Origin of the sequence: Paenibacillus sp. FSL K6-3182 (genome assembly GCF_037976325.1) — a bacterium.
Taxonomy (GTDB): Bacteria; Bacillota; Bacilli; order Paenibacillales; family Paenibacillaceae; genus Pristimantibacillus.
In genome coordinates, this window is sequence record NZ_CP150265.1 from 2,194,347 (window position 1) to 2,216,839 (window position 22,493).

The following is a 22,493-nucleotide window of genomic DNA, read 5'->3' on the forward strand; positions in this document are numbered from 1 at the left end:
ATACTGATAGTGGGGTTTTCATGATTTTTCTCTATTGGCTTTCAATTCGAAATTCGATTGTGCATATTCAGCGTATTTATTTGGTATGCTGTGGTCCGACTCTTAATACGAATGGTGATGCACACATGAATGAATCAAATAGCTTTCTAGATTTAAACGCTAATACATTAGAGAGCCTTTCGGAGCTATTTACAGCTATTGCAGCTCCAACTAGATTGAAAATACTTTATCTTCTTATACAAAGGCAGAGTACCGTATTTCAAATGGCTTATTATCTTCAAATGACTCCTAGCGCTATTTCTCATCAGCTTCGTGAGTTAAGACGTTGGGAGTTGGTTAGCTACTTTAAGAGGGGCAAGTATCATGTTTATTTTTGTAATAGCCATAACGTTGAAATAATATTAGAAAAATCTATTCAATTGATAAAAATAAAAAAGCACTAGATTGACTAGTGCTTTGAGAATTAAACATTATTGTAATGGAATCAATAGTTTAAATGGTTCACTTGCTGGCAAATTATCTTTATCAAAGAATTGAAGATTAAATATTGTTAGGCTTTGAGCTTCTGATTTTTCTGTTATAAAACGAATGCCAATTGAACCATCAGATTCAGGTGATACAGTAGCTTTGCCTAGTTCAGAGGTTGTTGTACCTTTTTCAGTAGTCAACTCACCAGTACTTAAATCTTTTCGGCTGATATATAGTTGTTTGTCTGTCGTATTGTTTTTCAGATAAACGATAATATCATAACCAAGTACAGTTTTGATTTTTTCTACTTTTGTAATTGAAATGGATCCATCTTCGGTGTCAAACCATTTTCATGAAGAATTTGCTTATCAACTCTTAAAGTAAAATCAACTTTCCACTGATTTTCCTCTAAAACTAATGCTAGCATATCCTCACCTTTCTTTAAAATCATAATCTTTCATTTGTTTGACCCATTCAGTAGCCGATATGTCTAAGTTTTTCTCGTAAAGTAATGTTGCAAGGGTATCATAATCTTTTTTTATTACGCTATCATAATATTTTTTAACCGCTTCTTCCGCAGATGGAACAACTGGAACAACTTCGGTTGGTTGTGGTGTTACTGATGGGATAGGTGATTGAGTAACCTCCACAATAGGAGTAGTTGTACTAGTTGTGGTTGGTTCAGGTTGTGCTTTCGAGCATCCAGTAATAAGAAGTAAACAAGCTGCTAACGTTATAAGAATACGTTTCAATTAAATCTCTCCCCTGTAATCGACAGCATTTGTCATAATTCCCCATCATTCTAGCACAATCATTCTTCGTGGGAATAGCCTACAGAAATCCTTATTTGTTCTCTCTATCATTTTATTTATTAATGGAGAGAGGACAGGTGTGTATGGCAGAAGATAAAAATCCTGACCTTGTTAAATTTGGAGTGATATTAAACCAACGAAGAAAAGAACTTGAAATTACACAAGACCAACTTTCTCTATTTACTAGGATTGATAGAAGTTACATCAGTGAAATAGAAAATGGTTTAAAGAATCCAAGTTTAACAACAATACTAATGTTAGCGAGAGCATTGTATTTAAAACCTTCAGAGTTATTAATCCGATTCGAAGAGCAAATCAAATATTTTAATACGGATGAAAACAAATGAGACTAATCCTACAAGGACTAGTCTCATTTGTTTTAGGGCTTTACACCATATGTAAAAAGAATATAGAGACCAATATTGGTGCCTCTATCATGAATGGGACTTGTACTTCTAATTCTTACATTCGGATTTGAGGCTTGAAATTGTTGAAGTGCGCTATCAACATTCCAACCTGTAAAAACGCTTGATAGCCATCCAAAGGCGCTACTATTTGCTGTTCCTGAATAATAAATACCAAACCGATATGGTAAAGGTTTTTGAGGCTTCTCAGAAGTTAGCGTAAGTGTATATACACGACCTTGTGTTATGCTGAAATGCCAACTAATTTTTTGAAAATTATTATTTTGGAGAAAATGATTAATTTGTCTCCGGTGTTCATCACCAATTCTAACCATACTTCCAGTAAAGCTTTGATTGATAAATTCTACTTGTTCGTTTTCTGTTTTGATAAATGTTGCTGTTCCACACTGTGAGCAATATTTCGAGTTTTTTAACAGTTCCAATCCGCAATTTGAGCAAAACAAAATATGACCACCTTTCTAAGAAATAACCCAAATATATATGCACGTTCTAGCACCTTTGTAGGCAGTAGCTAACAAAAATTAAAAATGGAATACATGCAGGAATTTGATGGGTATTGTCGAAAATTGTACAAAAGGATAGACATGATTATTTTAAGCTTGTCGTAGTGATGTATTCCTATTTGTATTTTTGTACCTATAGATAATAAATAAAGGCTTATGTGAGGAGCTATTACGTGGCTATGCCATAAATTTTAAAGGGGAAATATTTGATAATGGTTGCTGTTCAACAAAGTTATATAATTATTTCATTATTTATACCTTTTTTATTTCTCATATTTAATCACACAAATAGAATAATTAAATGGGTTTCACGAACGATTCTCGTATTAGTGATGTTCTACATTGTAGCTGCTATTCCATTTTTAATACTTTCTGAGCTGAAGTATTGGTCGTTAATGCTCATTGCAATTCCTATTATGTTTCGAGTCGTATCTATTTTATTGAGGAGAATAGGTTTATTTGGTTCTAAAAGCATACAGATAGTTGAGAATCTTATGTTTGCATCAGTATCATCATTAAGTATTATTTTTATTGGAGCATCATCTAATACGCTAGAAAAGTTGTTCTTTCTTATACTAATTTTCTTTTTTTTGAATGCAACTGATTTTAAAATTGTAGAGAAATATCCATATTTGGGTATGCTATTTGGTCCAATAATCGCTGTCATTCCAAGTTACGATGGGTTTAATGTATTTTATACAGCCGTTCTAATATGGATTGCTATAACCATTGCATTCAACTCTTTTTTAAAAATATTCAAGATAAAGAAAACCAAAAATATCGAGAAGTCTGTATTAATACTTTATGTCACAGTGTTTTTGATTGTAACGAATAATGGCGGTGTGAATCTCAGTTGGACAGATATTGGTTTGAAAATACTAACTATATTTGTTTGTGGCTGTTTGTTATTTGGCTGTTCTTTTTTAATCAACCAGAAAGTACCGAACAAATATCGTTACATTAAACATTATTCAATTGTTATCATGGCAACTATTTTTATAAGTTTTTTATTAATAATGATGAATTTTTACGAAGGAGTTCAGCTATTTTTTAAACCCATTGTAGCTCTTATTATAGGCATGGGTTTATTCCTAAGTTTTGGAAGATTGTGGTCATCCTTTTATCAATTGATGACTTCTAAAGCATTCCCATTTCAAATGGATAATCTTAATGAAATAATGCAATTGATTTTTGGAAAGAATTTGGGACAGTCATTATTCAACATTGTATTTGGACTTAATTATGCTGAAATAAAACTGCGAGTTGCGTTACCTTTATTTATAGTATTTATTGTTGGTGGAGCTGGCTCTGTTTCCTTCTTATATCCATCGTATAATGTATTTTTATTTGATAATAATGAGATGTTCTTAGCGTTTATTATAACTAATTCAATGTTCGCAGCTTTTATGATGTTAGGTGAAATAGCTAGCATTATTAATAAGGAATCTGTATTAGAAGGAATATCGCAGGAAAAAGCATTACAACGTAGCACTTCAATAATTATGAGTTATTCCTTCATCTTTATTCCATTACTAATTTATAATATTGATATATTTATGAGTGTAGATTTAATTTGGAGGATACTTGGGGGCTGTTTTTTGCTTATGCTCTACGCAAACATAAATATCATGTTGTATTTGGATTTACAAAAACCCTCGTATAATCATTTCAAAAACACAAGGATTGTTGCTTCATCCATGTTGCAAGCTTTCGCACTTGCTTTGGCTCCAATACTCATATTTACTTCATACAGCGAACAATTCGGTTTGCAATTTATAAACGAATACAATGCAAGTGTATTTGTTATTAGTTTTCTTGCTATGTATATAGCGAAATTATTAAGTTATGATATGGAGTTTGGAAGTAAGAGAATGTATTTGCGAAATTTATTATTGTTTTTATTTTTAATTATAAGTACAAATTCAATTGTTAATGTAGGTCCGTACTTATTTTTAATCGTTACAAGGAACGTTGAACAGGCTACTTACTTATCTGTTCATTCAATTCTAGCGCATATTTCACTCTTAGGGTGTTCATTAGCCATACTTTTATTGCCATGGTCTAATCATTCGAAAATAACTATAGTTAGTGAGTGGATTAATCTTTTGAAAGGATTGAATGACAATAAAAAAAATGCAACAACAGAAATAAAGAATCGCTCGAAAAGTAAACAGAAAAAGAAGTCAAAGTGATTTTAGAGTATATACGATAATAAGAACTTATAGATAAATTGGCTTATCACAACATTAAAGTTATTCATTTTTCATTCTGCTAGTGAATATGAGAGGATTCGAGTTAGTATAATTAATTGAATCGCTAACTATCATATGATACTTCAAATTAATTCTCTTTATTTGTATGCAGGGATTTGGTGTGTTTTGTCGAATGTGTCTTCTTGTTAATTAAATAAAGATGAAAGAATGAGGGGAAATATGAGGCTTAAGGTCCACGAATTAATTAAAATGAAGCAAAATGAGGAAAAAATGGATAAAAAAGAAACATCAGCGTTCCCTGAAGTAATTAATCAATTACGAAATACACTTAAAGACACTGAATTAACCATTATTCAACAAAAGCTAGATGAAGGCTTGGAGTATACATTATGGAATGGTTTTACTAATGAATTTGGACTTTATGGTCCGAAAAAAAATACCCATAAATCACGTTCAGCATCCATAGCTCAAAGTAGAGGAAGAGTATTTAATGTGGATTATGGTCAACACAGTATTGGGAGAGAGCAAGCCTTTCTAAGACCATCAGTTATTATTGCTGATTATTCCGATATTTCAATTGTTATTCCAGCTACATCTGAAACAGAAACTAAATTTGATAATCTTGCACCAGATATACAGAAAGCTGTGATAAAAGTAGATTCATCAATCTATACAGCTTTTAGTGTTGATTCGTACTTATTGCTTCATCAAATGAGAGCAGTGTCGAAAAACAGACTCAGAAAAAATTGTGGCTCTATTGCTAAAACGGAATTAATGAAGACGATTGAAGAAAAGCTATACAAATTCCATAGCCCATATATAAAAAAGACTGAAAGTGAAAAGATAAAAATTTTAGAACAAAATCTTGAACTGCAAACGAAACAACTTGAAGAACTAGAAAGAATTATATCTCAGCAAGGTCTTACACATCTATTGCCAGAAGCTGCGGTTGCATCGGATAAGGTTTAAATTAAAAATTGACAAATATAAAGAAGTGTCGTATACTTTTCTCAAGCTAATAAATTGTTTTTACGCAACCCATACTTGCAAAAATAAGTATGAGGCTTAACTTTAACGCAACCCGTACTTTAATAAGTACGAGGCTAAAACTCCCCCCAAGGAACTTTTCCTTTGGGGGGTTTCTCTTATTAAAACGATTCTTATGCTTAACTGATAATCTTTATTATATGAATTAACAACATTCTGGTTATGCTGATTGTGTGAATATCAGTCATGGTACTTTGTATATTAATGAAAATCCAATTATTCCAAGCTGGGCTGGCAAATGGAAAAATAAAAGTAGGGACAGAACTCTGTATTTTAAGAAAGATGTTGGTTTTGAGTGGTTTCAAGAAAAGGAATGGTACTACTTGAATATGTCGTTAGACTAGAGTATCAATTAAAATAATATGTTTACTCGAAACACTCGGTCCTTTTGGGCATAACGAGTGTTTTTATTATGACTACTCAAAAAGCTTTTTATAGAAATTGTCTCCATCAGATGATATTATAAGAACAAGTGTTCTCGATATTCGGGTATATCTTCCTCTGAACCCAGAAATATGGGTAATTAAGAGGGATAATAGAGGATGGTGTCGAAATGACATAGTGCGTAAGATTCATACTTATAAGGATGGAAGTCTATGGAGAGAAGTATTATCAGTCGGGTAGTGGGTGAACAAAGCAAGGGTGAAAGGCTGCAGCGACTAAGAGCTATCCAATTAATATTTGATGAGCTTGAAAAATCACCTGATATATCTGTACTTGTGGCATGTGAACATATCGAGGACATATATGTAAGTAAAGAAGATGGAAACGGTAAACAAACAGAGTATATTGAGAGTGATAAGAGTTATGAATCAAAATGCTTCTCTCTTAACTCTGATGAAGTAAAGAACAGCATAGTGAGTTTTTTGGATGTTTCTCATCATTTTGGGAAGCATATTCGCTTTGGGTTCTATACCAATACTGGTATTACAAATGAGAGAACTACTGAACTTTTAAAAAGACATAAATTAGAATTGCCTGAAAGCGAACTCATGCAGCTATTACTTGATAAAGATTACGAAACGGTTCTTCCATATTTAAAGTGCATCATACTGGATGATTATAAAAAACAATATCAGGGCAAAAATGAGTCTGGATATTTAGATGCAATTGAACGTTATACAGATGAGATGTGGATTCATTTTCTTGAACAGATTGATTGGAAGTTTAATCAAGAAGATGAAATCCAACTCGAAGCAACCTTATTGTTAAAAGTTCAAAGATGTCGTTTATATAACACCATAACGATATCTGGAAAAGAGCAGTATATTATTGATTCATTAGATAAGGAACTTGAGAAAAGACAAGCATTCAAAGACCCCATCCATCGAATGATTAATACGGATACTGTGAGAAATAAGTTTCTTGAAATAGGTAACAATGTGGCAATGGAAAAGCCACTGGACCCATGTTATGAGGATTGGGAATCAATGGAAAAACCGTTTGACGGTCGAAACATTAATAGCAAAATTAAAGATGTATCGCCTGATTATGATGAAACCATGTTTGGGATTTTCGCACGAAAGATTGGGTCAATAAAAACGCAGTTAAGAAGAGTTCAGCATCAAGAACGTGGCGCATATTTATATCGTGTGTTTGAAGCTTGTGAAGAACAACTAATACGAAATGTACATAAACAAACAAAAGATTCCACTGTTGAACCTCCAATCGTAGATGATTGGATAGAAATGTTAGTTCTTTCAGCGACAGCGCATCTTGAAGATTGGGGTAAAGATTACAATTATCCTTTTCAAAGTGAAAATGCAGTTCGTGACACGATTTTTGAATTAATAGATTCATGTTATTTAGCTTTTGATAGGAGGAATTAAATGTGCAATGAATGACCAAATGAAGAATGAGAACCTTAATGTAAAGAAACGGATGATGTTTAGCGCAGAGGACGATTATTACTACTTTGCATATAATACAATCATTTTTTTACATGAGCTTGGTTTCACTAGTGAGAGCAAACGGCTACAAGAATGGTCAAAATTAAATTATCTTATTCCCTTTTTATCTAACCATACTTTATTTTCTATTGTCTCCTCTAATAAAGTATTAGAAAGTAAAGCATCTCCAATCGATAGGATTCACTTGAAGGAAACTTATTTGAAGAGTAGGTTGCGATTAAACTGGGTAGGGTCATTGTTCTATGCTCTACAACAAAAGGGTATTCTTTCCATGTCCAAAAATGTGACTAGAAAATCATTTGATGTATGGCTTTGCATTGAGAATCTTCCAGAGGAATTTTTGTCATCAGAGTTTTTTAGAATGGAACGTGACCACAGCAATGAAATTAAAACTATGTTTTCACATATAAGAACTATGAAGACTGATTCTCTACTTGAAGAACTGTTCCGCAAAAGGGGTGTACACATATGGGAAGACTAAAAATCAAACGAGTGCATTACAATGGCGATAAGTACACCTACAGTTCGCCGCTTTTAACTGACGGAGTTAATATTATTGAGGCTGGAAATGGTGGAGGAAAATCCACGTTTAGTGCTTTGATTTGTTATGCGCTTGGTGATTATGTTCACATGTTTAACTTCTCCAAAACAGAAGTGCATAAAGAGATTAAAAATGATACTAATAATTTTGTTCTGCTTGAAATGGAAATCAGCCAAGAGACTTATTGGGTTAAGAGATATTTTGGACAAAAGCAGAATAACATGATTATTGTTCGTGATAAGAATGGCAATGAAGAAGCTTTATATTTAAACAGACAACACATGCCAGAGGGTCAATCCACTTATTCAGATTGGCTGCTTCAAAAACTGGGTATTGAAGTAGTCGATGTTTGGCAAGGAACTTCTCATTTTAAAGTTAATTTCACTGATTTGTTTCGTCTTATCCATTATGACCAAGGGACAGAGCCGAAAAAAATATATAAAGAGCATAAGTCAGATAATAACTTTATTTCAGACTCAGCCCATATACGTAAAGTTATATTTGAGCTATTAGTAGGTCATCGTTTTTCTGAATATTATGCCATGCTTGGTCAATTACGTGAATACGAAAAGCAAAGAGATGCTAAAAAGATACTTTTTGATAACTTTGGCGTATTAGCGACTGAAATGGGTTATGACGTAAGCAGTCTTCCATCAAGTGAATTATTAAGAAAGCTAACAGAAGAAAAGTTAGAACTTCAACGAGTTCATTTATTGCGTCAGGATGTAAGAAATCGAAAATCAGATTCTTCAAAATTTGAACTACAAATTCAACAACTTCGTCAAGGGTTGGTTCAAAAAGAACAAGAGCTTGCAGAAGTTCAGACAAATCTCAGTAATGTTTCTTTTGAACAACGTGACTTGATTGAATTAAAAGAAGAACTGATTAGAGAAGTTTCGCATATTAATAAAATCATTTTTTCTCATAATACTTTGCATATATTTTCTCCAGACCACTGTCCTTGTTGCTTTAATAAAGTAGAGCGTATTAGTGGAGTTTGCTTATGCGGTGCTGAAATTCAAGAGGGTCAAAGCGAACACTTTTTTTATAACTCGCAAGAGTATGTAGAGATTTTACGTTCAAAACAAAAATCTGTTGAGACCATAGATGTGGCAATCAATTCCTGTGCCAAAGAGATTACCTCTTTACAGGAAGCCATAAAACAAATTCGTTTGAACCTGGATAGCATTCGAAATCAATTAAAAGAAGCTGAACAGCACACCAATTCTAACAATCAAGAATTGCTCCAATTGAATGAGCGTGTTTATCATTTAAGAAACTCCATTCAAGATACTGATAATCGGATTAAAATGATTGAAAAGTATGAAGGAATTGAACGAGCTTATAACAAGGCTAAAAGTGATTTTTCATCACTTCAAACCAAAGTGAGGAGTACACAGGATGCAATCGAGCTATTAATAAACGCTCAGACCAAAAAGTTTAATGAGACCTATAATGGTTTTATGACTAAAACTTTAAGGGAAGTAACAAGCGCAGAGATTAACGAGGATTACATGCCTGTTCTAAATGATGGTGTTTATAGAGAGGCTAGTTCAGATGTGCCTAAGAGATTTTTATACTTTTTGACTTTGTTATCTATGTCTCTAGACGCTAAGAGTCGTATCCCATTCCCTCAGTTTTTACTTATAGATACACCTGAGAACTTAGGAATTGATAAAGACAATCTGGATAAATGTATGGATAGAATATCTGAATTACAATCAACAGACTATCAGATTATACTTACAACTGGATTAGGGAAATATCCAACTTCATTAGCAGGCTTTGTTAAACAAACCATTCCTGATGGTGAGAAGTTGTTGCAACTGAAATAGTCAATCAAAGCAGAGACCGTTTTAATATGCGGTATCTGCTTTTTGTATGGATTCATATCGTATTGTATGTAAGTCAAATATGAGATTTTTAATAATATATTGAATCATTCAATGGTGTATGAAACAATTGATATTCATTTATTAAACTACAACGCTTTCCTGATGATAATTCCTGCTACTGATACATAGATTTGAAGAACCATCGTTCCACTAAATGTGGAGTGTTGGTTTTTTAATTTGATAAAATGAATATGAGTGTACTGGAGTGTACTTGTGATTGGAAACAGAATAAACGAGGTGCATCGCTTTAATACAGCTAGGCAGGATGCGCTGCTTCCTGCTGTTGAGCAGGGCATTATTATTTTTATAGGGGCGACAACAGAAAATCCATTTCATCATGTGAATGGCGCTCTATTGTCACGTTCAACTTTGTTTCAGCTCGAAGCGCTTGGCGAGGAGCACGCCTATGAAGCGATGATAAGAGCGCTAGCCGATCGTGAGCGGGGTTTAGGCTTTATGGACTTGCAAGTAGATGAGGACGCGCTGCGGCATATCGCTGCAATGGCTGGCGGAGACATCCGCAGGGCGCTTAATGCGCTTGAGCTGGCTGCGGTGACAACGCCGTCTGAGATGGATGGTTCTGTCCGGTTGACGCTTGAGGTGGCTCAAGAGTCCATAAGGAAGCCGTCCATTCGCGCAGATCTATCTACACAATATGATGTGCTGTCGGCGTTTCACAAAAGTGTAAGAGGTTCAAGCGACGCAGCGTTATTTTGGTTTTTATATGCTGTGGAGAAGCTGGGCATGGAGCCGATGACGTTTATCCGCAGGCTGATTGTGGCATGCAGCGAAGATATTGGACTTGCTAATCCGCAAGCGATGATTCAAGCGGTTACAGCGATGGATGCCTATCATAAGATAGGCTGGCCTGAAGCGAAATATAACATCTCACAAGCGATTCTGTTCGCGGTAGAGAGTCCCAAGTCGAATGCTACTGCCATTGCAATCGGCAATGCAGAGGCGGCAATCGAGCGAGCAGGCGGTGCAGAGGTACCGCTGCATTTGCGCGACACCCACTACAAGGGGGCGCAGCAGCTTGGCCACGAGGGGTATCAATATCCGCATGATTTTCCGAACCATTACGTAAAGCAGCAATATTTGCCGAATACGCTTGGGGGAATGACCTTTTATAAGGCTACCGAGCAAGGGATGGAAGATAAAATAAGGCAAAATCAGCAAAAACGCCAAGGAAAATGATAAGTTAATTCATAAAAAAACTCCTGCTAATTTGATGGAGGTAAGCTCATTCCTAAGCTTACCTCTTTATCATATTAGCAGGAGTTTTTCTTGTTATTCTTTTAAGCAATCGCAAACATCAGGCCGAAATAGCCGAATACCACTGACAAAATACCCATTACAAAAGCTGGCATAAGCTTATTTACGCGATACATCCAAAGCAGACCGACCGCCATTAGTGCAGCTGCCGCAAGCATGAGCAGGCACTCCATGTTCAGCGTGAATTTCAAGCTGATGTCAGGGCTGAAGTTTCCTTTGTAAATTGAAGTGAAAAATGGAGAAGGTGATTCCGATTGCAGTGTCTCCTTCACCTTATGCGGTGGTGCTTGTTGACCAAGCACACCTGTTGCTGCAAGCACGAGCAAAGCAATGAAGCTTTCTGCTTTTAGCCAGCGTCTTGGATTGAAATTCGGATTGGTTTTTGCTATTTTTTTGTATCCGAAGCCATTTGAGAAAGCAAACAGCAGTAGAGGCAAAATCAGTAGATGTTTAATCAGCAGCATCTGACCGTAGGGAAGCATCCATGAGTTTACATATTCTGGAGTTGTGAATGACATAAGCGTAATGCCGGCAAGAAGCGTTACAACAACAGAAACTATGGCTACTGGCGAAAACCAACGCAGAAATGCATTCCAATTGGCATCGTCTTTGGAAAACCAACTGATCACAAACAAAATGCCGATCCATACGCTGACTGCGAGAAAATGAGCAGAATGTGTAATTAAACCTTTAAATCCATACAAGGATGAAGCATGTCCTGCATAACCCAGCCACACAATTAGCAAAAAGGTAACAAACAAAGCTACCTTAGGCATATGCTTATCGCCCCGGAATGCTTTAAGCCCTAGTAGAAAAGCGAGTCCAGCTGATCCGATGGTTGTCCATACCCACGCTTTGCCTGTATTAACATCGAGCAGGATGCTCTTTAGAATAGCGCCGTAGCTCATGTCAAAATCTTTGGCAAATACGATAGCAAGCTTATGAATAGGAACGTAGGATAAGAACGGTATTGCTACTGCGCATGCGAGCAGCAGGCCATGCGGTACATGAACGGAAGGCCTTCTGTCCTCCGGTACAAGCCGCAATAGAAAGGTGCCCGTTAAAATGGCGAAGCAAATGTATAGAAGGCCTTCGCTGATATAGATCATTATTTGCGCCTCCGCATGAATAAGAGAACTGCTGCTACGATAATGACACCGATAACGACATAAGGAGTATAGTTTGTCCCAGCATCATTAGTTGTAGCTTCACTGCTTCCTCCGTCAGTATTAGTGCTAGCATCAGGAGAAGGAGTAGGAGCCGTTGTCTCTGCTGGTGCTTCAGTAGCTGTAGCTGTTGGTTCTTCGCTTGGTTGTTCAGTAACAACAGGCGCTTCTACAGTAAACGAATAATCGCCTTCCACCGAATGACCATCCGCTCCGATAATGACCCACTTAACTGTATAAATACCATTAGGCAAAGGATTAGGTACTGATCCGGTCATCGTCATGCCGTCAACCTCGACCTTTTCTTTTTCCATTTCCTCGCCCGCAGCATTTAATATTTTAAAATTACTAAGCTTCTCGATCTTTGTGTTAAATGTCATCTCTATACGCTCTGGTGAGGCAGCGACCGTCGCATCTCGCGCAGGCACCGCGCTTTCTAGTTTGGAATGGGCCATCGCTACGCCCGGAACGAGCCATAGAGCGGCAAGAAAAATAAGCAATATTCGTTTCATTTTTAAACCTCCTACATATTTTTGTAACGAGCCTACTTAGTAAGCTCATTGCATTATAACAGATTCCAATTCGCTGTTGCGCCAAATAAAATGATCAATTCATTGCGGCTTAGTGAACATTTGTTGAAGATCGTTTGATGCTTCCTATAAAAAACGCTTAGAAAGACTGGAAATCTGCGTATAAGTGCTAGCCTATGGCGAATAGACATAATTACAGTCTTGAGAGCGGTATATGGCTCGTATGCTTTACCGTTTGACGCGGCGGTTTGTCATCTAGGAGAAATCTCATACTACACAAAGATTGCCGTATCTTTGTTCCAAAAGGAGGTGCACCTGTCATCGCATCCCGTTTCATTTCTTGCGGAGGACAGGAATCCAGTGATTGACCCATTACCGACCAGCTTGTCTCTGCTGCTTATTTTTGTTTTTATCATGATGAACAGTTTTTTTGTTGCTGCCGAGTTTGCAATGGTGAAGGTAAGAGGAAGCCGCTTAGATACAATAATCGCAGATGGTGATTCGAGAGCGAAGCTTGCCTCTCATATGACAGGCAATTTAGATGCTTATTTATCTGCGTGCCAGCTTGGTATTACGCTTGCTTCGCTTGGCCTCGGATGGGTTGGCGGTCCAGCTATTGCAAATGTGATCAAGCCTGCTATGGCTTTCATCGGCATTCGCAGTGAATGGTTTGTTCATGCCTTTTCATTTTTGCTTGCCTTTATTCTCATTACGATGCTGCAAATAGTACTTGGAGAGCTGGCGCCAAAAACGATTGCAATCCGCAAAGCTGAATCCATTACGCGATTGACAGCGTTGCCGCTCGTTTGTTTTTATAAGCTTATTTTTCCCTTTATTTGGTTATTTAACGGGGTAGCCAATTTGCTTCTTAGAAAAATTGGAATTGAGCCTGTGACCGAGAAGGATTCGGCGCACACGGAGGATGAAATTCGGATTTTGATGAAGGAGAGCCACAAAAACGGTTTAATAGATAATATGGAGCTAACGCTTGTTGATAACATTTTTGATTTTGCCGAGACGAATGCGCGTGAAATTATGATTCCTCGAACAGAAATGATATGCCTGAATACAAGCTGCACTTTAGCCGACAATAAAAAAATTGCGCTGGAGCAAATGCTGACGCGTTATCCGGTTTGTGAGAATGACAAGGACAATATCATTGGGTTCGTGCATATCAAGGATTTACTGAAGGACACGATGCACAATCTGCAGGATATAAGGCAAATTACGAGACCGATTACGACAGTACCCGAATCGATGCAAATTAGTACACTGCTGAAGCTGATGCAAAAACGAAAGTCGCAAATTGCTATTTTGATTGACGAGTACGGCGGCACTTCCGGCTTAGTAACGCTGGAGGATATTATGGAGGAAATCGTCGGCGAGATTCAAGATGAATTTGACGAGGAACGAGAGCCTCTTGAGAAAAAAGACGACAATACCTACTCCATTAGTGGTCTCATGCTGATCGAGGAAGTCAACAGCTTCTTCAATCTCGATATCGAAACGGATGATTATGATACAATCGGGGGCTGGATGTATTCCAAAATAAACATACCTCCTGTCAACAATCAGCGTGTCGATTACGCTGGAGAATATGAATTCATTATTGAAGAGACGGATCATCTTCGGATCTCCAGGCTTCTGATTCGAAAGATTGGCGAGAGAAAAAAAGGACAGAACGGCCAATATTTTGGCTGAACATGAACGTTTTGATCAAAAGAAAAGCTGCCTAATGCATCAATAGCGGATGCTTCAGGCAGCTTTTCGTGTTGTTATGCTTGCTTTGCAAAATCAGCAGCAGGATCGACTTTCTTAACTTTATCGATCGTGCCTCCGCCAAGGCAAACGTTGCCGTCGTAGAGTACGACAGCTTGTCCAGGTGTAATGGCTTTCTGAGGCTTGTCAAACACGATATGCGCGTTTCCATCTTCGCCAATCGTTACGCTGACGCCTTGATCGGGCTGGCGATAACGGAATTTGGCGGTGCAGCGAATGGTATCTCCGCTTTTTACTGGTAGAATCCAGTTCATGCCAGTTGCCGTCAAGCTCTCAGAGTAAAGGCTGGCATGCTGCTCTCCCTGTACAACATAAAGAATGTTTTTCTCCAAATCCTTGTCCGCTACGAACCAAGGCTCGCCGGAACCTGATCCGCCAATGCCAAGTCCTTGGCGCTGGCCGAGCGTGTAATACATCAACCCATCGTGACGACCTTTTTTCTCGCCGTTTCTAATATCAATCATATCGCCGGCTTGAGCGGGAAGATAGCCGCTAAGGAAGGTTTTGAAATTGCGCTCCCCGATGAAGCAAACGCCTGTGCTGTCTTTTTTCTTAGCGGTATAAAGGCCAGCTTCTTCAGCAATACGGCGTACCTCAGGCTTCGGAAGATGCCCAATCGGGAACATCGCTTTAGCCAGCTGCTTCTGATTAAGGGCGCTAAGGAAGTACGTCTGATCTTTATTTGAATCGACTCCGCGAATGAGCTTCGTTGTACCATCCTCGGTACGTTCTACTTGAGCATAATGGCCTGTTGCCAAATAATCCGCTCCAAGCTCCAAGGCGCGCTGCAGGAAGTCACCAAATTTAATCTCGCGGTTGCACATTACGTCTGGGTTAGGCGTACGTCCGCGCTTGTACTCATCTAGAAAGTATGTGAATACCTTGTCAAAATATTGCCGTTCAAAATTCACGGTATAGTAGGGAATGCCAATTTGTTCACATACGCGGCGTACATCTTCAGAATCCTCTTCCGCCGTGCAATGACCGAATTCATCGGTATCATCCCAGTTTTTCATAAAAATGCCGACAACGTCATATCCTTGCTGCTTTAGCAGCAGTGCAGTGACGGAGGAATCGACGCCGCCTGACATCCCGACGACAACTCTTGTCGAAGCTTTTGGTTTTTCCATCGTAAACACCACCTTGCTTGAATCAAACATTTATTATTGTAACATAGGCTGCAAACTTTTTCATGAAGATGTCAACCTTTTTGCACACTCCGCCCGCTCGATATGTTAACATATAAGTGAAATGGGAATACAGAGAATTAACAACCAATGAGGAAGACACAATCATAAATCAATACTAAAAACAATAAAAGAGGTGCCACTTTGAAAATATCGACGAAAGGCCGTTATGGCTTAACTATTATGATGGAGCTTGCGGCTAAATTTGGTGAAGGCCCGACTTCGCTCAAAAGTATCGCTGAACGAAATCAGCTTTCCGAGCACTATTTGGAGCAATTAGTAGCACCCCTTAGAAATGCTGGTCTTGTGAAAAGTATTCGCGGAGCTTATGGCGGCTATATTTTATCGAAGGATCCGGAAACGATTACGTCTGGGGATATTATTCGAATTCTTGAAGGTCCGATTTCACCTGTAGACTTTACAGAAGAAGACGATCCGGCTAAACGTCAGCTTTGGCTGCGCATTAGAGACAGTATTGCAGAAGTATTAGATTCGACTACGCTTGCAGATCTAATTAATTTCGAAGATGCTGGCAAACCTGATAGCTATATGTTCTATATTTAAGGAAGCCGACCTATGACAAATCATTATTTTGATCATGCCGCCACTACACCTATGCATCCGAAAGTCATCCAAGCGATGCTTGAGGTAATGCAAGGCTCCGGCGGCAATTCGTCTAGTATGCATGCTTTTGGAAGAGCGGCCAAGCATCAGTTAAATCGATCACGAGATCTCATTTCAGCAGCAATTGGCTGCAAGCCGGGACAATTATTATTTACCTCAGGTGGAACGGAAAGCGATAATGCCGCTCTAATTGGGGCTGCTAGAGCACAGCGTAAACGAGGCAAATCACATATTATAACTTCAGCGGGTGAACATCACGCTGTTCTTCATACATGCGAATGGCTGGTTAAGGAAGAAGGTTTCTCCCTAACCGTACTACCTATTGATAGCTTTGGACGAACATCACCAGAGCTTGTTCAAGAAGCCATGACCCCGGAAACAGGCCTTATTAGCATCATGCATGGAAATAACGAGGTTGGAACGATTCAGCCGATTGAAGAAATAGGGCGCATAGCTAGAGCTGGCGGTGCTGTTTTTCATGTGGATGCAGTTCAAGCTTTGGGCTCATTCGAGTATAGGCTCAATGAGCTGCCAGTCGATTTGATGAGCTTCTCCGCCCATAAGATCAACGGTCCTCAAGGTGTTGGCGCACTTTATGTGGCTAACGGTACGCCGATTGACGCTCTTCAGCATGGTGGATCCCAAGAGAGAAAGCGGCGTGCAGGCACAGAAAATATTGCGGGGATCGTCGGGTTTGCTGCCGCAGTTGACATTTGTGTGAACGAGCGAGAAAATAAGCAACTTTTTATGGACGAGCTTCGTAAGAGATGGATAGAACTGCTTCACAACCATGTTGAAGTGCCTATCGTAATAAATGGCTCGGAGCAGCACTATTTGCCGCATATCGTAAATATCAGCTTTATTGGTGTCGATACGGAAACGATGCTCATGAATTTGGATATGGAAGGTATCGCAGCAGCAAGCGGTTCTGCTTGTACCTCCGGCGCGCTTGAGCGGTCACATGTACTTCGAGCAATGCAATTGCCCGAGGAACAAATTAATTCTGCTGTAAGATTTAGCTTTGGTTTGGGGAATACTTTGGAGGAATTAGAAGATGCCGCACAAAAAGTTGGAACAATCGTGAGGCGTATTCGTAATAACTACTAGGAGGACTCCAGCTAAGCGTGATCAAACTTCAACGGCTTATTGGACTACCCGTAATCGTTATCCATTCCGGCAAACTTGTTGGAACTGTCAAGGACGCCTGGTTCGATGAGCATTGGCAGCTGAAAGGGCTAATACTCGATTGTCCCAAGTGGTTTGCTTCCTCCGTAAAAATAGTGGAGTGGACTCACGTGATATCTTGCGGAGAGGACACCGTTATTATAGCAAGTGAAGCGGCGATCGTTCGGATGAAGTCGAAGCAATTGCTACGTTCTTATGACACAGGATTAGTGAAATTAAAGGATCTGCCCGTCGTAACTGTACAAGGTATTCAACTTGGCAGAGTGTCGGATGTTTATTTTTACCCAAAAGAGGGTACACAAATAATAGGCTACGAGCTTACGGACGGTTTTGTTTCGGATCTGATGGAAGGGCGCAGATGGCTGAAGGCGCCGAGTGATCCGGATAGCGTATTACTCGGGGAAGACGCGATTATTGTTCCTGCTGTCAGTGAAGCGGAATTGGAGCCTGTCGCAGCTTCCAATTTCAGAGGATAGGGAGAAATGAAAGATGATGAGATGTCCGAATTGTAATTCGAAAGATATCGGAAAGATCGGTTCCCACCAGTTTTATTGCTGGGGCTGCTTCATTGAACTGACGGTTAACGGCGACAAAATGTCGGTTTACCAAGTGGAAGAGGATGGCACGTTAAGCTCACTCGACGACTTGTTCTTTGAGGAAGAAATTACACAAGTTCACGTCAACTGACGTGCGTTGCTATAAACTTGAATATCAAAAGACGGTCTTTGGCCGTCTTTTTTTTGCTGTTATAGGATGATTTAGGGCGCTTGTACATATACTGAACTAGTTCGGCTTGTCTTGCTAAGAGCGAAGCGGATAAAGAAAGTTCGGGGGTGAGGACGGTGGAGCGCTTTACGAAGAACCGTCTGTTTGTCTGGCTGGTTTACATCATTTTGGGTCTGCTTGCGATTTATCTTATGCTGCTTATAAAACCGCTTATTGTGAACGTATATGTGTTTGTAAAAGCCGTTTTTGCTCCATTTATAATCGCGATGATAATTTCTTATGTGCTGAATCCGATCGTTACGATGCTGCATGACCGAAAGGTTCCTAGGACGATTGCCGTGCTGCTCATATATGCAGTGTTTTGTGCAGTCATTACGGTGATTCTCGTTAACTTGATTCCAATGTTCATCGAACAAGTACAGGAAATCAATCGTCATGTGCCTGAGCTTTCCATGCGTGCTCAAAATATCGTCACGGACATTAACAACACTTCTTTTTTACCGGAGAGTATTCGAAGTGGGCTTAATAAGTCACTTTTGCATATGGAAAAAAAGCTGTCGGAGAGTTTGTTCAACTTTGTTAACAATATTGGGTCCATGTTAAATGCAGTGTTTATCGCGTTCATTATTCCGTTTCTCGCTTTCTACATATTAAAGGATTTTGATGTGTTTGAAAGAACGGTCATTACGTATGTACCCAAATCACATCGCAAAAATACGGTCAGGCTGCTTAAAGATATCGATACGGCACTTGGCAGCTATATTCGCGGACAGTTTTTGGTTTGTATTATCGTTGGCGTGCTTGCTTATTTCGGGTACCTGTTGATCGGCATGCCTTATGCGCTGCTCCTTGCCGGCATCGTTGCGATAACGAATGTCATTCCGTATCTCGGTCCTTTTTTTGGAGCAGCACCTGCAATACTAATGGCATCTACGGTTTCCATTAAGATGGTCATCCTTGTCGCGATTATCAACACCCTGTGCCAAATACTCGAAGGTAACGTAATCTCTCCACAAGTAGTTGGCCGTACTCTCCATATGCATCCCTTGTCGATCATTTTTGCATTGCTGGTCGGAGGGGAGATTGCAGGCATTGTTGGCATGATTTTGGCGGTTCCTATTTTTGCAGCCTGCAAAGTGATCATTCAGCATATGTTCGCCTACTACGTGCGAAGAAAGATTATTTGACAGGCGGATAGGCTGTGGCTATAATTTTAAAATAATCAAGTGTCAATTATAAGGGAATAAATCGTTGATGAAATGAAGTAAGCCAATGCCCGTTAGCCAGAGAGAAAGCTTCTTCGCATTTGCTTTTCGATAAGCAGCCGCGTCGGTTGAGAGAGCTTTTATAACGAAGAGTGGCCGAAAGCTATTTTCGGAGTGTGAATGAACTTCACCGGTTGGACCCGTTAATGTCTAATGAAGGCGATTGCTCTAGCTGTTTGCAGCGAGGCAATAACCAGGGTGGTACCGCGATTCTATTCGTCCCTGTCAATGACAGGGGCTTTTTTTGTGTTTTATCATTTGAAGGGGGCTCATCCTAATGAAAGCTAGTGAAATTCGTGCAAAATGGCTTGCATTTTTTGAAAGCAAAGGCCACAAAATTGAACCAAGTGCATCGCTTGTACCGCATAATGACCCGTCCTTGCTATGGATTAATGCAGGTATGGCGCCGCTAAAGGCTTATTTTGACGGACGCATCGTTCCAGAAAACCCGCGTATTACGAATTCACAGAAGTGCATTCGTACGAATGATATCGAAAACGTAGGCAAAACCCGCCGTCATCATACGTTTTTTGAGATGTTGGGCAATTTCTCGATCGGTGATTACTTCAAGGAAGAAGCTATTACTTGGGCATGGGAGTTTCTGACTGAGCCAAAATGGATTGGTTTTGATCCTAATCGCTTGTCGGTAACGGTATATCCAGAAGATGTAGAAGCATTCGAGTTCTGGAATACGAAAATTGGCCTTCCTGCTGAACGAATTTATAAGCTGGAAGAAAATTTTTGGGATATTGGAGAGGGCCCTTGCGGACCTTGTACTGAAATTTTCTATGACCGCGGTGACAAATATGGCGATCTTTCGGACCCAGAATGCTGGCCAGGCGGTGAGAACGAGCGTTTCCTAGAAGTTTGGAACGTTGTATTCTCACAATTCAATCATAATAAAGACGGCAGCTACACGCCGCTTCCAATCAAAAACATCGATACAGGCGCAGGACTTGAGCGTTTTGCTTCTATTTTGCAAGATGTGGATTCGAACTTTGATACGGATTTATTCCGTCCCATTATCGACCGCACTTGTGAAATTGCGAAAGTAAGCTACAAAGTGAATGAAGAGCATGATGTTGCGCTTAAAGTTATTGCCGATCATATTCGTACAGTAGCGTTCGCAGTAGGTGATGGCGTAATGCCATCTAACGAAGGCCGTGGCTACATCATTCGCCGTTTGCTTCGCAGAGCTGTTCGTTACGGAAAAACAATCGGAATCGACCGTCCGTTTTTGCATGAGCTGACTTCAATTGTTGGCGAGGTTATGGGCGTTTATTATCCAGAGGTTGTAGAAAAACGTGAATTTATCGAGCGGGTTATCCGTACGGAAGAAGAGCGTTTCCATGAGACATTGTCCGATGGACTAGCTATGCTGTCTGATCTGGTAGCTGCTGGTACGAAAGCTGGCCAAAAAGAGATTAATGGCGATGATGCATTCCGCTTGTATGATACTTACGGCTTTCCTTTCGATCTGACGGAGGACTTTGCTTCAGAAAATGGAATGACGGTTGATCGTGCTGGATTCGACGAAGCGATGGAAGCACAGCGCGACCGTGCCCGCGCAGCTCGCCAAGATACTGGAAGCATGAAGGTTCAAGGCGGACCGCTCGGCGATTTCACGGTTAAAAGTGAGTTTGTTGGCTATAATGAACTGGTAACTGAGTCCAAAATCATTGCCATCGTTCATGAGGATCTGTTGGGTGAATCGGCTCCAGAAGGAAGCAAAGTCGTTGTGATATTGGATCGCACACCTTTCTATGCAGAAAGCGGCGGACAAATCGGAGATACAGGAACGATTACGGGCAATGGCTTTACGCTTCAGGTTGAAGAAGTAACTAAAGCACCGCACGGTCAAAGCGTCCATCATGCTGTTGTTACCTCAGGTACTGCTCGTACAGGTGAAGCAGTAGAGGCGAGCGTTGCTAGAGCTGTGCGCGATGACATTATCAAAAACCATACGGCAACGCATTTGCTTCATAAAGCGCTCAAAGAAGTGCTTGGCGATCATGTCAATCAAGCGGGCTCTTCGGTAGAGGCTGAACGCCTGCGCTTTGACTTCTCGCACTTTGGCAGTATAACTGCTGAAGAGCTAGTAACGATTGAACGCCGCGTCAATGAGCAAATTTGGCTTGGAACTCCAGTATCCATCGAAACGAAATCATTGAATGAAGCTAAAGCGATGGGCGCGATGGCGTTGTTCGGCGAGAAATACGGCGATGAGGTTCGTGTGGTTCAAGTTGGCAGCTATAGCTTGGAGCTATGCGGAGGCTGTCATGTAAGCAATACATCGCAAATCGGATTGTTCAAGCTGTTAAGCGAAAGCGGTATTGGGTCGGGTGTTCGAAGAATTGAAGCCGTTACGGGTAAACATGCGTATAACTATTTAGATGGTCAGCTTGACCTGCTTAAGCAATCGGCTGCACTTCTGAAATCAAATGCAAATGATGTGCCAAAACGGATTGAAGCATTGTTCGGTCAAGTGAAGGAGTTCTCTCGCGAGAATGAATCCCTTCAAGCGAAGCTGAGCCGGATCGAAGCAGGATCACTTGAGCAAAACGCGAAAATAGTGAATGGCATCACTGTCCTTTGCGCAAAAGTGAATGCTCCTTCAATGGACGCGCTTCGCGGCATAGTTGATGAATTGAAGCTGAAGCTGGAGTCAAGTGTTATCGTGCTTGGTGCGATTTCGGATGACAAAGTGAACCTTGCAGCTGCCGTTTCTGCAGATTTAATTAAAAAAGGTTTCCATGCGGGCAAAATTGTAAAAGAAGCTGCAATTCATTGCGGCGGCAGCGGCGGCGGACGCCCAGATATGGCGCAAGCAGGCGGAAAAGACACAACGAAGTTGGATGAAGCGTTGAAACTTACAGAAGAACTAGTTCTTAATCAAACAAATGTGATATGATATGAGTGTATATCTCATTGAAATGCGGTTT

At 39.8% G+C, this 22,493-nt stretch carries 21 protein-coding genes and 1 pseudogene; 15 read left to right on the plus strand and 7 right to left on the minus strand.

Annotation, left to right across the window (positions count from 1 at the left end):
- Positions 1-125: 125 nt before the first annotated feature.
- Entirely contained in the window at positions 126-443 is a 318-nt protein-coding gene (locus tag MHH56_RS09535) for a metalloregulator ArsR/SmtB family transcription factor (RefSeq protein WP_339207894.1), read from the plus strand.
- A gap of 27 nt (positions 444-470) precedes the next feature.
- Here MHH56_RS09535 and MHH56_RS09540 read toward each other — a convergent pair whose 3' ends face one another.
- The 3 genes from MHH56_RS09540 to MHH56_RS09550 all read right to left on the minus strand — a co-directional run bounded on the left by MHH56_RS09540 (position 471) and on the right by MHH56_RS09550 (position 1,220).
- Positions 471-668: a hypothetical protein gene (locus MHH56_RS09540; RefSeq protein WP_339207895.1), complete on the minus strand. Its 198-nt coding sequence runs from the start codon at positions 666-668 to the stop codon at positions 471-473.
- A gap of 104 nt (positions 669-772) precedes the next feature.
- Positions 773-895, minus strand: a complete 123-nt coding sequence (locus MHH56_RS09545; protein ID WP_339207896.1) for a hypothetical protein — start codon at positions 893-895, stop codon at positions 773-775.
- A 4-nt stretch (positions 896-899) separates the two neighbouring features.
- A complete protein-coding gene (locus tag MHH56_RS09550) occupies positions 900-1,220 on the minus strand; it encodes a hypothetical protein (RefSeq protein WP_339207897.1) in 321 nt (106 codons plus the stop codon).
- Between the two features lie 143 nt (positions 1,221-1,363).
- Between MHH56_RS09550 and MHH56_RS09555 the strand changes: the two genes are divergently transcribed.
- Positions 1,364-1,627, plus strand: a complete 264-nt coding sequence (locus tag MHH56_RS09555) for a helix-turn-helix transcriptional regulator (RefSeq protein ID WP_339207898.1) — start codon at positions 1,364-1,366, stop codon at positions 1,625-1,627.
- Between the two features lie 32 nt (positions 1,628-1,659).
- On the opposite strand, the gene MHH56_RS09560 is transcribed toward MHH56_RS09555, so the two are convergent.
- Complete coding sequence (locus tag MHH56_RS09560; RefSeq protein WP_339207899.1) at positions 1,660-2,127, minus strand: hypothetical protein; 468 nt, start codon at positions 2,125-2,127, stop codon at positions 1,660-1,662.
- A gap of 293 nt (positions 2,128-2,420) precedes the next feature.
- On the opposite strand from MHH56_RS09560, the gene MHH56_RS09565 reads away from it, so the two are divergent.
- The 6 genes and pseudogenes from MHH56_RS09565 to MHH56_RS09590 all read left to right on the plus strand — a co-directional run.
- Entirely contained in the window at positions 2,421-4,400 is a 1,980-nt protein-coding gene (locus tag MHH56_RS09565) for a hypothetical protein (protein WP_339207900.1), read from the plus strand.
- A 270-nt stretch (positions 4,401-4,670) separates the two neighbouring features.
- Positions 4,671-5,390, plus strand: a complete 720-nt coding sequence (locus MHH56_RS09570; RefSeq protein ID WP_339207901.1) for a type II toxin-antitoxin system PemK/MazF family toxin — start codon at positions 4,671-4,673, stop codon at positions 5,388-5,390.
- Positions 5,391-6,064: 674 nt separating this feature from the next.
- Positions 6,065-7,297 (plus strand): hypothetical protein, encoded by a 1,233-nt coding sequence (locus tag MHH56_RS09575; protein WP_339207902.1) that lies wholly within the window; start codon positions 6,065-6,067, stop codon positions 7,295-7,297.
- 7 nt (positions 7,298-7,304) lie between these two features.
- Positions 7,305-7,859, plus strand: a complete 555-nt coding sequence (locus MHH56_RS09580) for a hypothetical protein (RefSeq protein WP_339207903.1) — start codon at positions 7,305-7,307, stop codon at positions 7,857-7,859.
- Complete coding sequence (locus MHH56_RS09585) at positions 7,847-9,754, plus strand: AAA family ATPase (protein ID WP_339207904.1); 1,908 nt, start codon at positions 7,847-7,849, stop codon at positions 9,752-9,754. The genes MHH56_RS09580 and MHH56_RS09585 overlap by 13 nt, the downstream gene beginning before the upstream one ends.
- Positions 9,755-10,042: 288 nt before the next feature.
- Positions 10,043-11,011 (plus strand): annotated as a pseudogene (locus tag MHH56_RS09590) (replication-associated recombination protein A); the annotation flags it as partial.
- A gap of 101 nt (positions 11,012-11,112) precedes the next feature.
- On the opposite strand, the gene MHH56_RS09595 reads toward MHH56_RS09590, so the two are convergent.
- Both MHH56_RS09595 and MHH56_RS09600 read right to left on the minus strand, forming a co-directional pair.
- Positions 11,113-12,198 (minus strand): CopD family protein, encoded by a 1,086-nt coding sequence (locus MHH56_RS09595; protein WP_339207905.1) that lies wholly within the window; start codon positions 12,196-12,198, stop codon positions 11,113-11,115.
- Positions 12,198-12,767, minus strand: coding sequence for a copper resistance protein CopC (locus MHH56_RS09600; RefSeq protein ID WP_339207906.1), 570 nt, complete (start codon positions 12,765-12,767; stop codon positions 12,198-12,200). The genes MHH56_RS09595 and MHH56_RS09600 overlap by 1 nt, the downstream gene beginning before the upstream one ends.
- Before the next feature lie 378 nt (positions 12,768-13,145).
- Between MHH56_RS09600 and MHH56_RS09605 the strand changes: the two genes are divergently transcribed.
- Complete coding sequence (locus MHH56_RS09605; RefSeq protein ID WP_339207908.1) at positions 13,146-14,486, plus strand: hemolysin family protein; 1,341 nt, start codon at positions 13,146-13,148, stop codon at positions 14,484-14,486.
- A 74-nt stretch (positions 14,487-14,560) separates the two neighbouring features.
- On the opposite strand, the gene mnmA is transcribed toward MHH56_RS09605, so the two are convergent.
- Complete coding sequence (gene mnmA, locus MHH56_RS09610) at positions 14,561-15,694, minus strand: tRNA 2-thiouridine(34) synthase MnmA (protein ID WP_339207910.1); 1,134 nt, start codon at positions 15,692-15,694, stop codon at positions 14,561-14,563.
- A 201-nt stretch (positions 15,695-15,895) separates the two neighbouring features.
- Here mnmA and MHH56_RS09615 point away from each other — a divergent pair, with 201 nt between their 5' ends.
- From MHH56_RS09615 to alaS, 6 genes are all read left to right on the plus strand, one after another.
- Complete coding sequence (locus MHH56_RS09615) at positions 15,896-16,315, plus strand: Rrf2 family transcriptional regulator (protein WP_054027272.1); 420 nt, start codon at positions 15,896-15,898, stop codon at positions 16,313-16,315.
- A 12-nt stretch (positions 16,316-16,327) separates the two neighbouring features.
- Positions 16,328-17,482 carry a cysteine desulfurase family protein gene (locus MHH56_RS09620; protein ID WP_339207912.1) on the plus strand — a complete coding sequence of 385 codons (1,155 nt, stop codon included), beginning with the start codon at positions 16,328-16,330 and terminating at the stop codon, positions 17,480-17,482.
- 17 nt (positions 17,483-17,499) lie between these two features.
- Positions 17,500-18,036 carry a PRC-barrel domain-containing protein gene (locus tag MHH56_RS09625; protein WP_083682557.1) on the plus strand — a complete coding sequence of 179 codons (537 nt, stop codon included), beginning with the start codon at positions 17,500-17,502 and terminating at the stop codon, positions 18,034-18,036.
- Positions 18,037-18,049: 13 nt separating this feature from the next.
- The gene (locus tag MHH56_RS09630) at positions 18,050-18,247 is read left to right on the plus strand and encodes a hypothetical protein (RefSeq protein WP_054027275.1); all 198 of its coding nucleotides are present in this window, start codon (positions 18,050-18,052) and stop codon (positions 18,245-18,247) included.
- Positions 18,248-18,402: 155 nt separating this feature from the next.
- Positions 18,403-19,473, plus strand: coding sequence for an AI-2E family transporter (locus MHH56_RS09635; protein WP_076270816.1), 1,071 nt, complete (start codon positions 18,403-18,405; stop codon positions 19,471-19,473).
- 355 nt (positions 19,474-19,828) lie between these two features.
- On the plus strand, positions 19,829-22,462 hold the full coding sequence (gene alaS / locus MHH56_RS09640; protein WP_339207914.1) for an alanine--tRNA ligase: 2,634 nt from the start codon (positions 19,829-19,831) through the stop codon (positions 22,460-22,462).
- Positions 22,463-22,493: the final 31 nt, after the last annotated feature.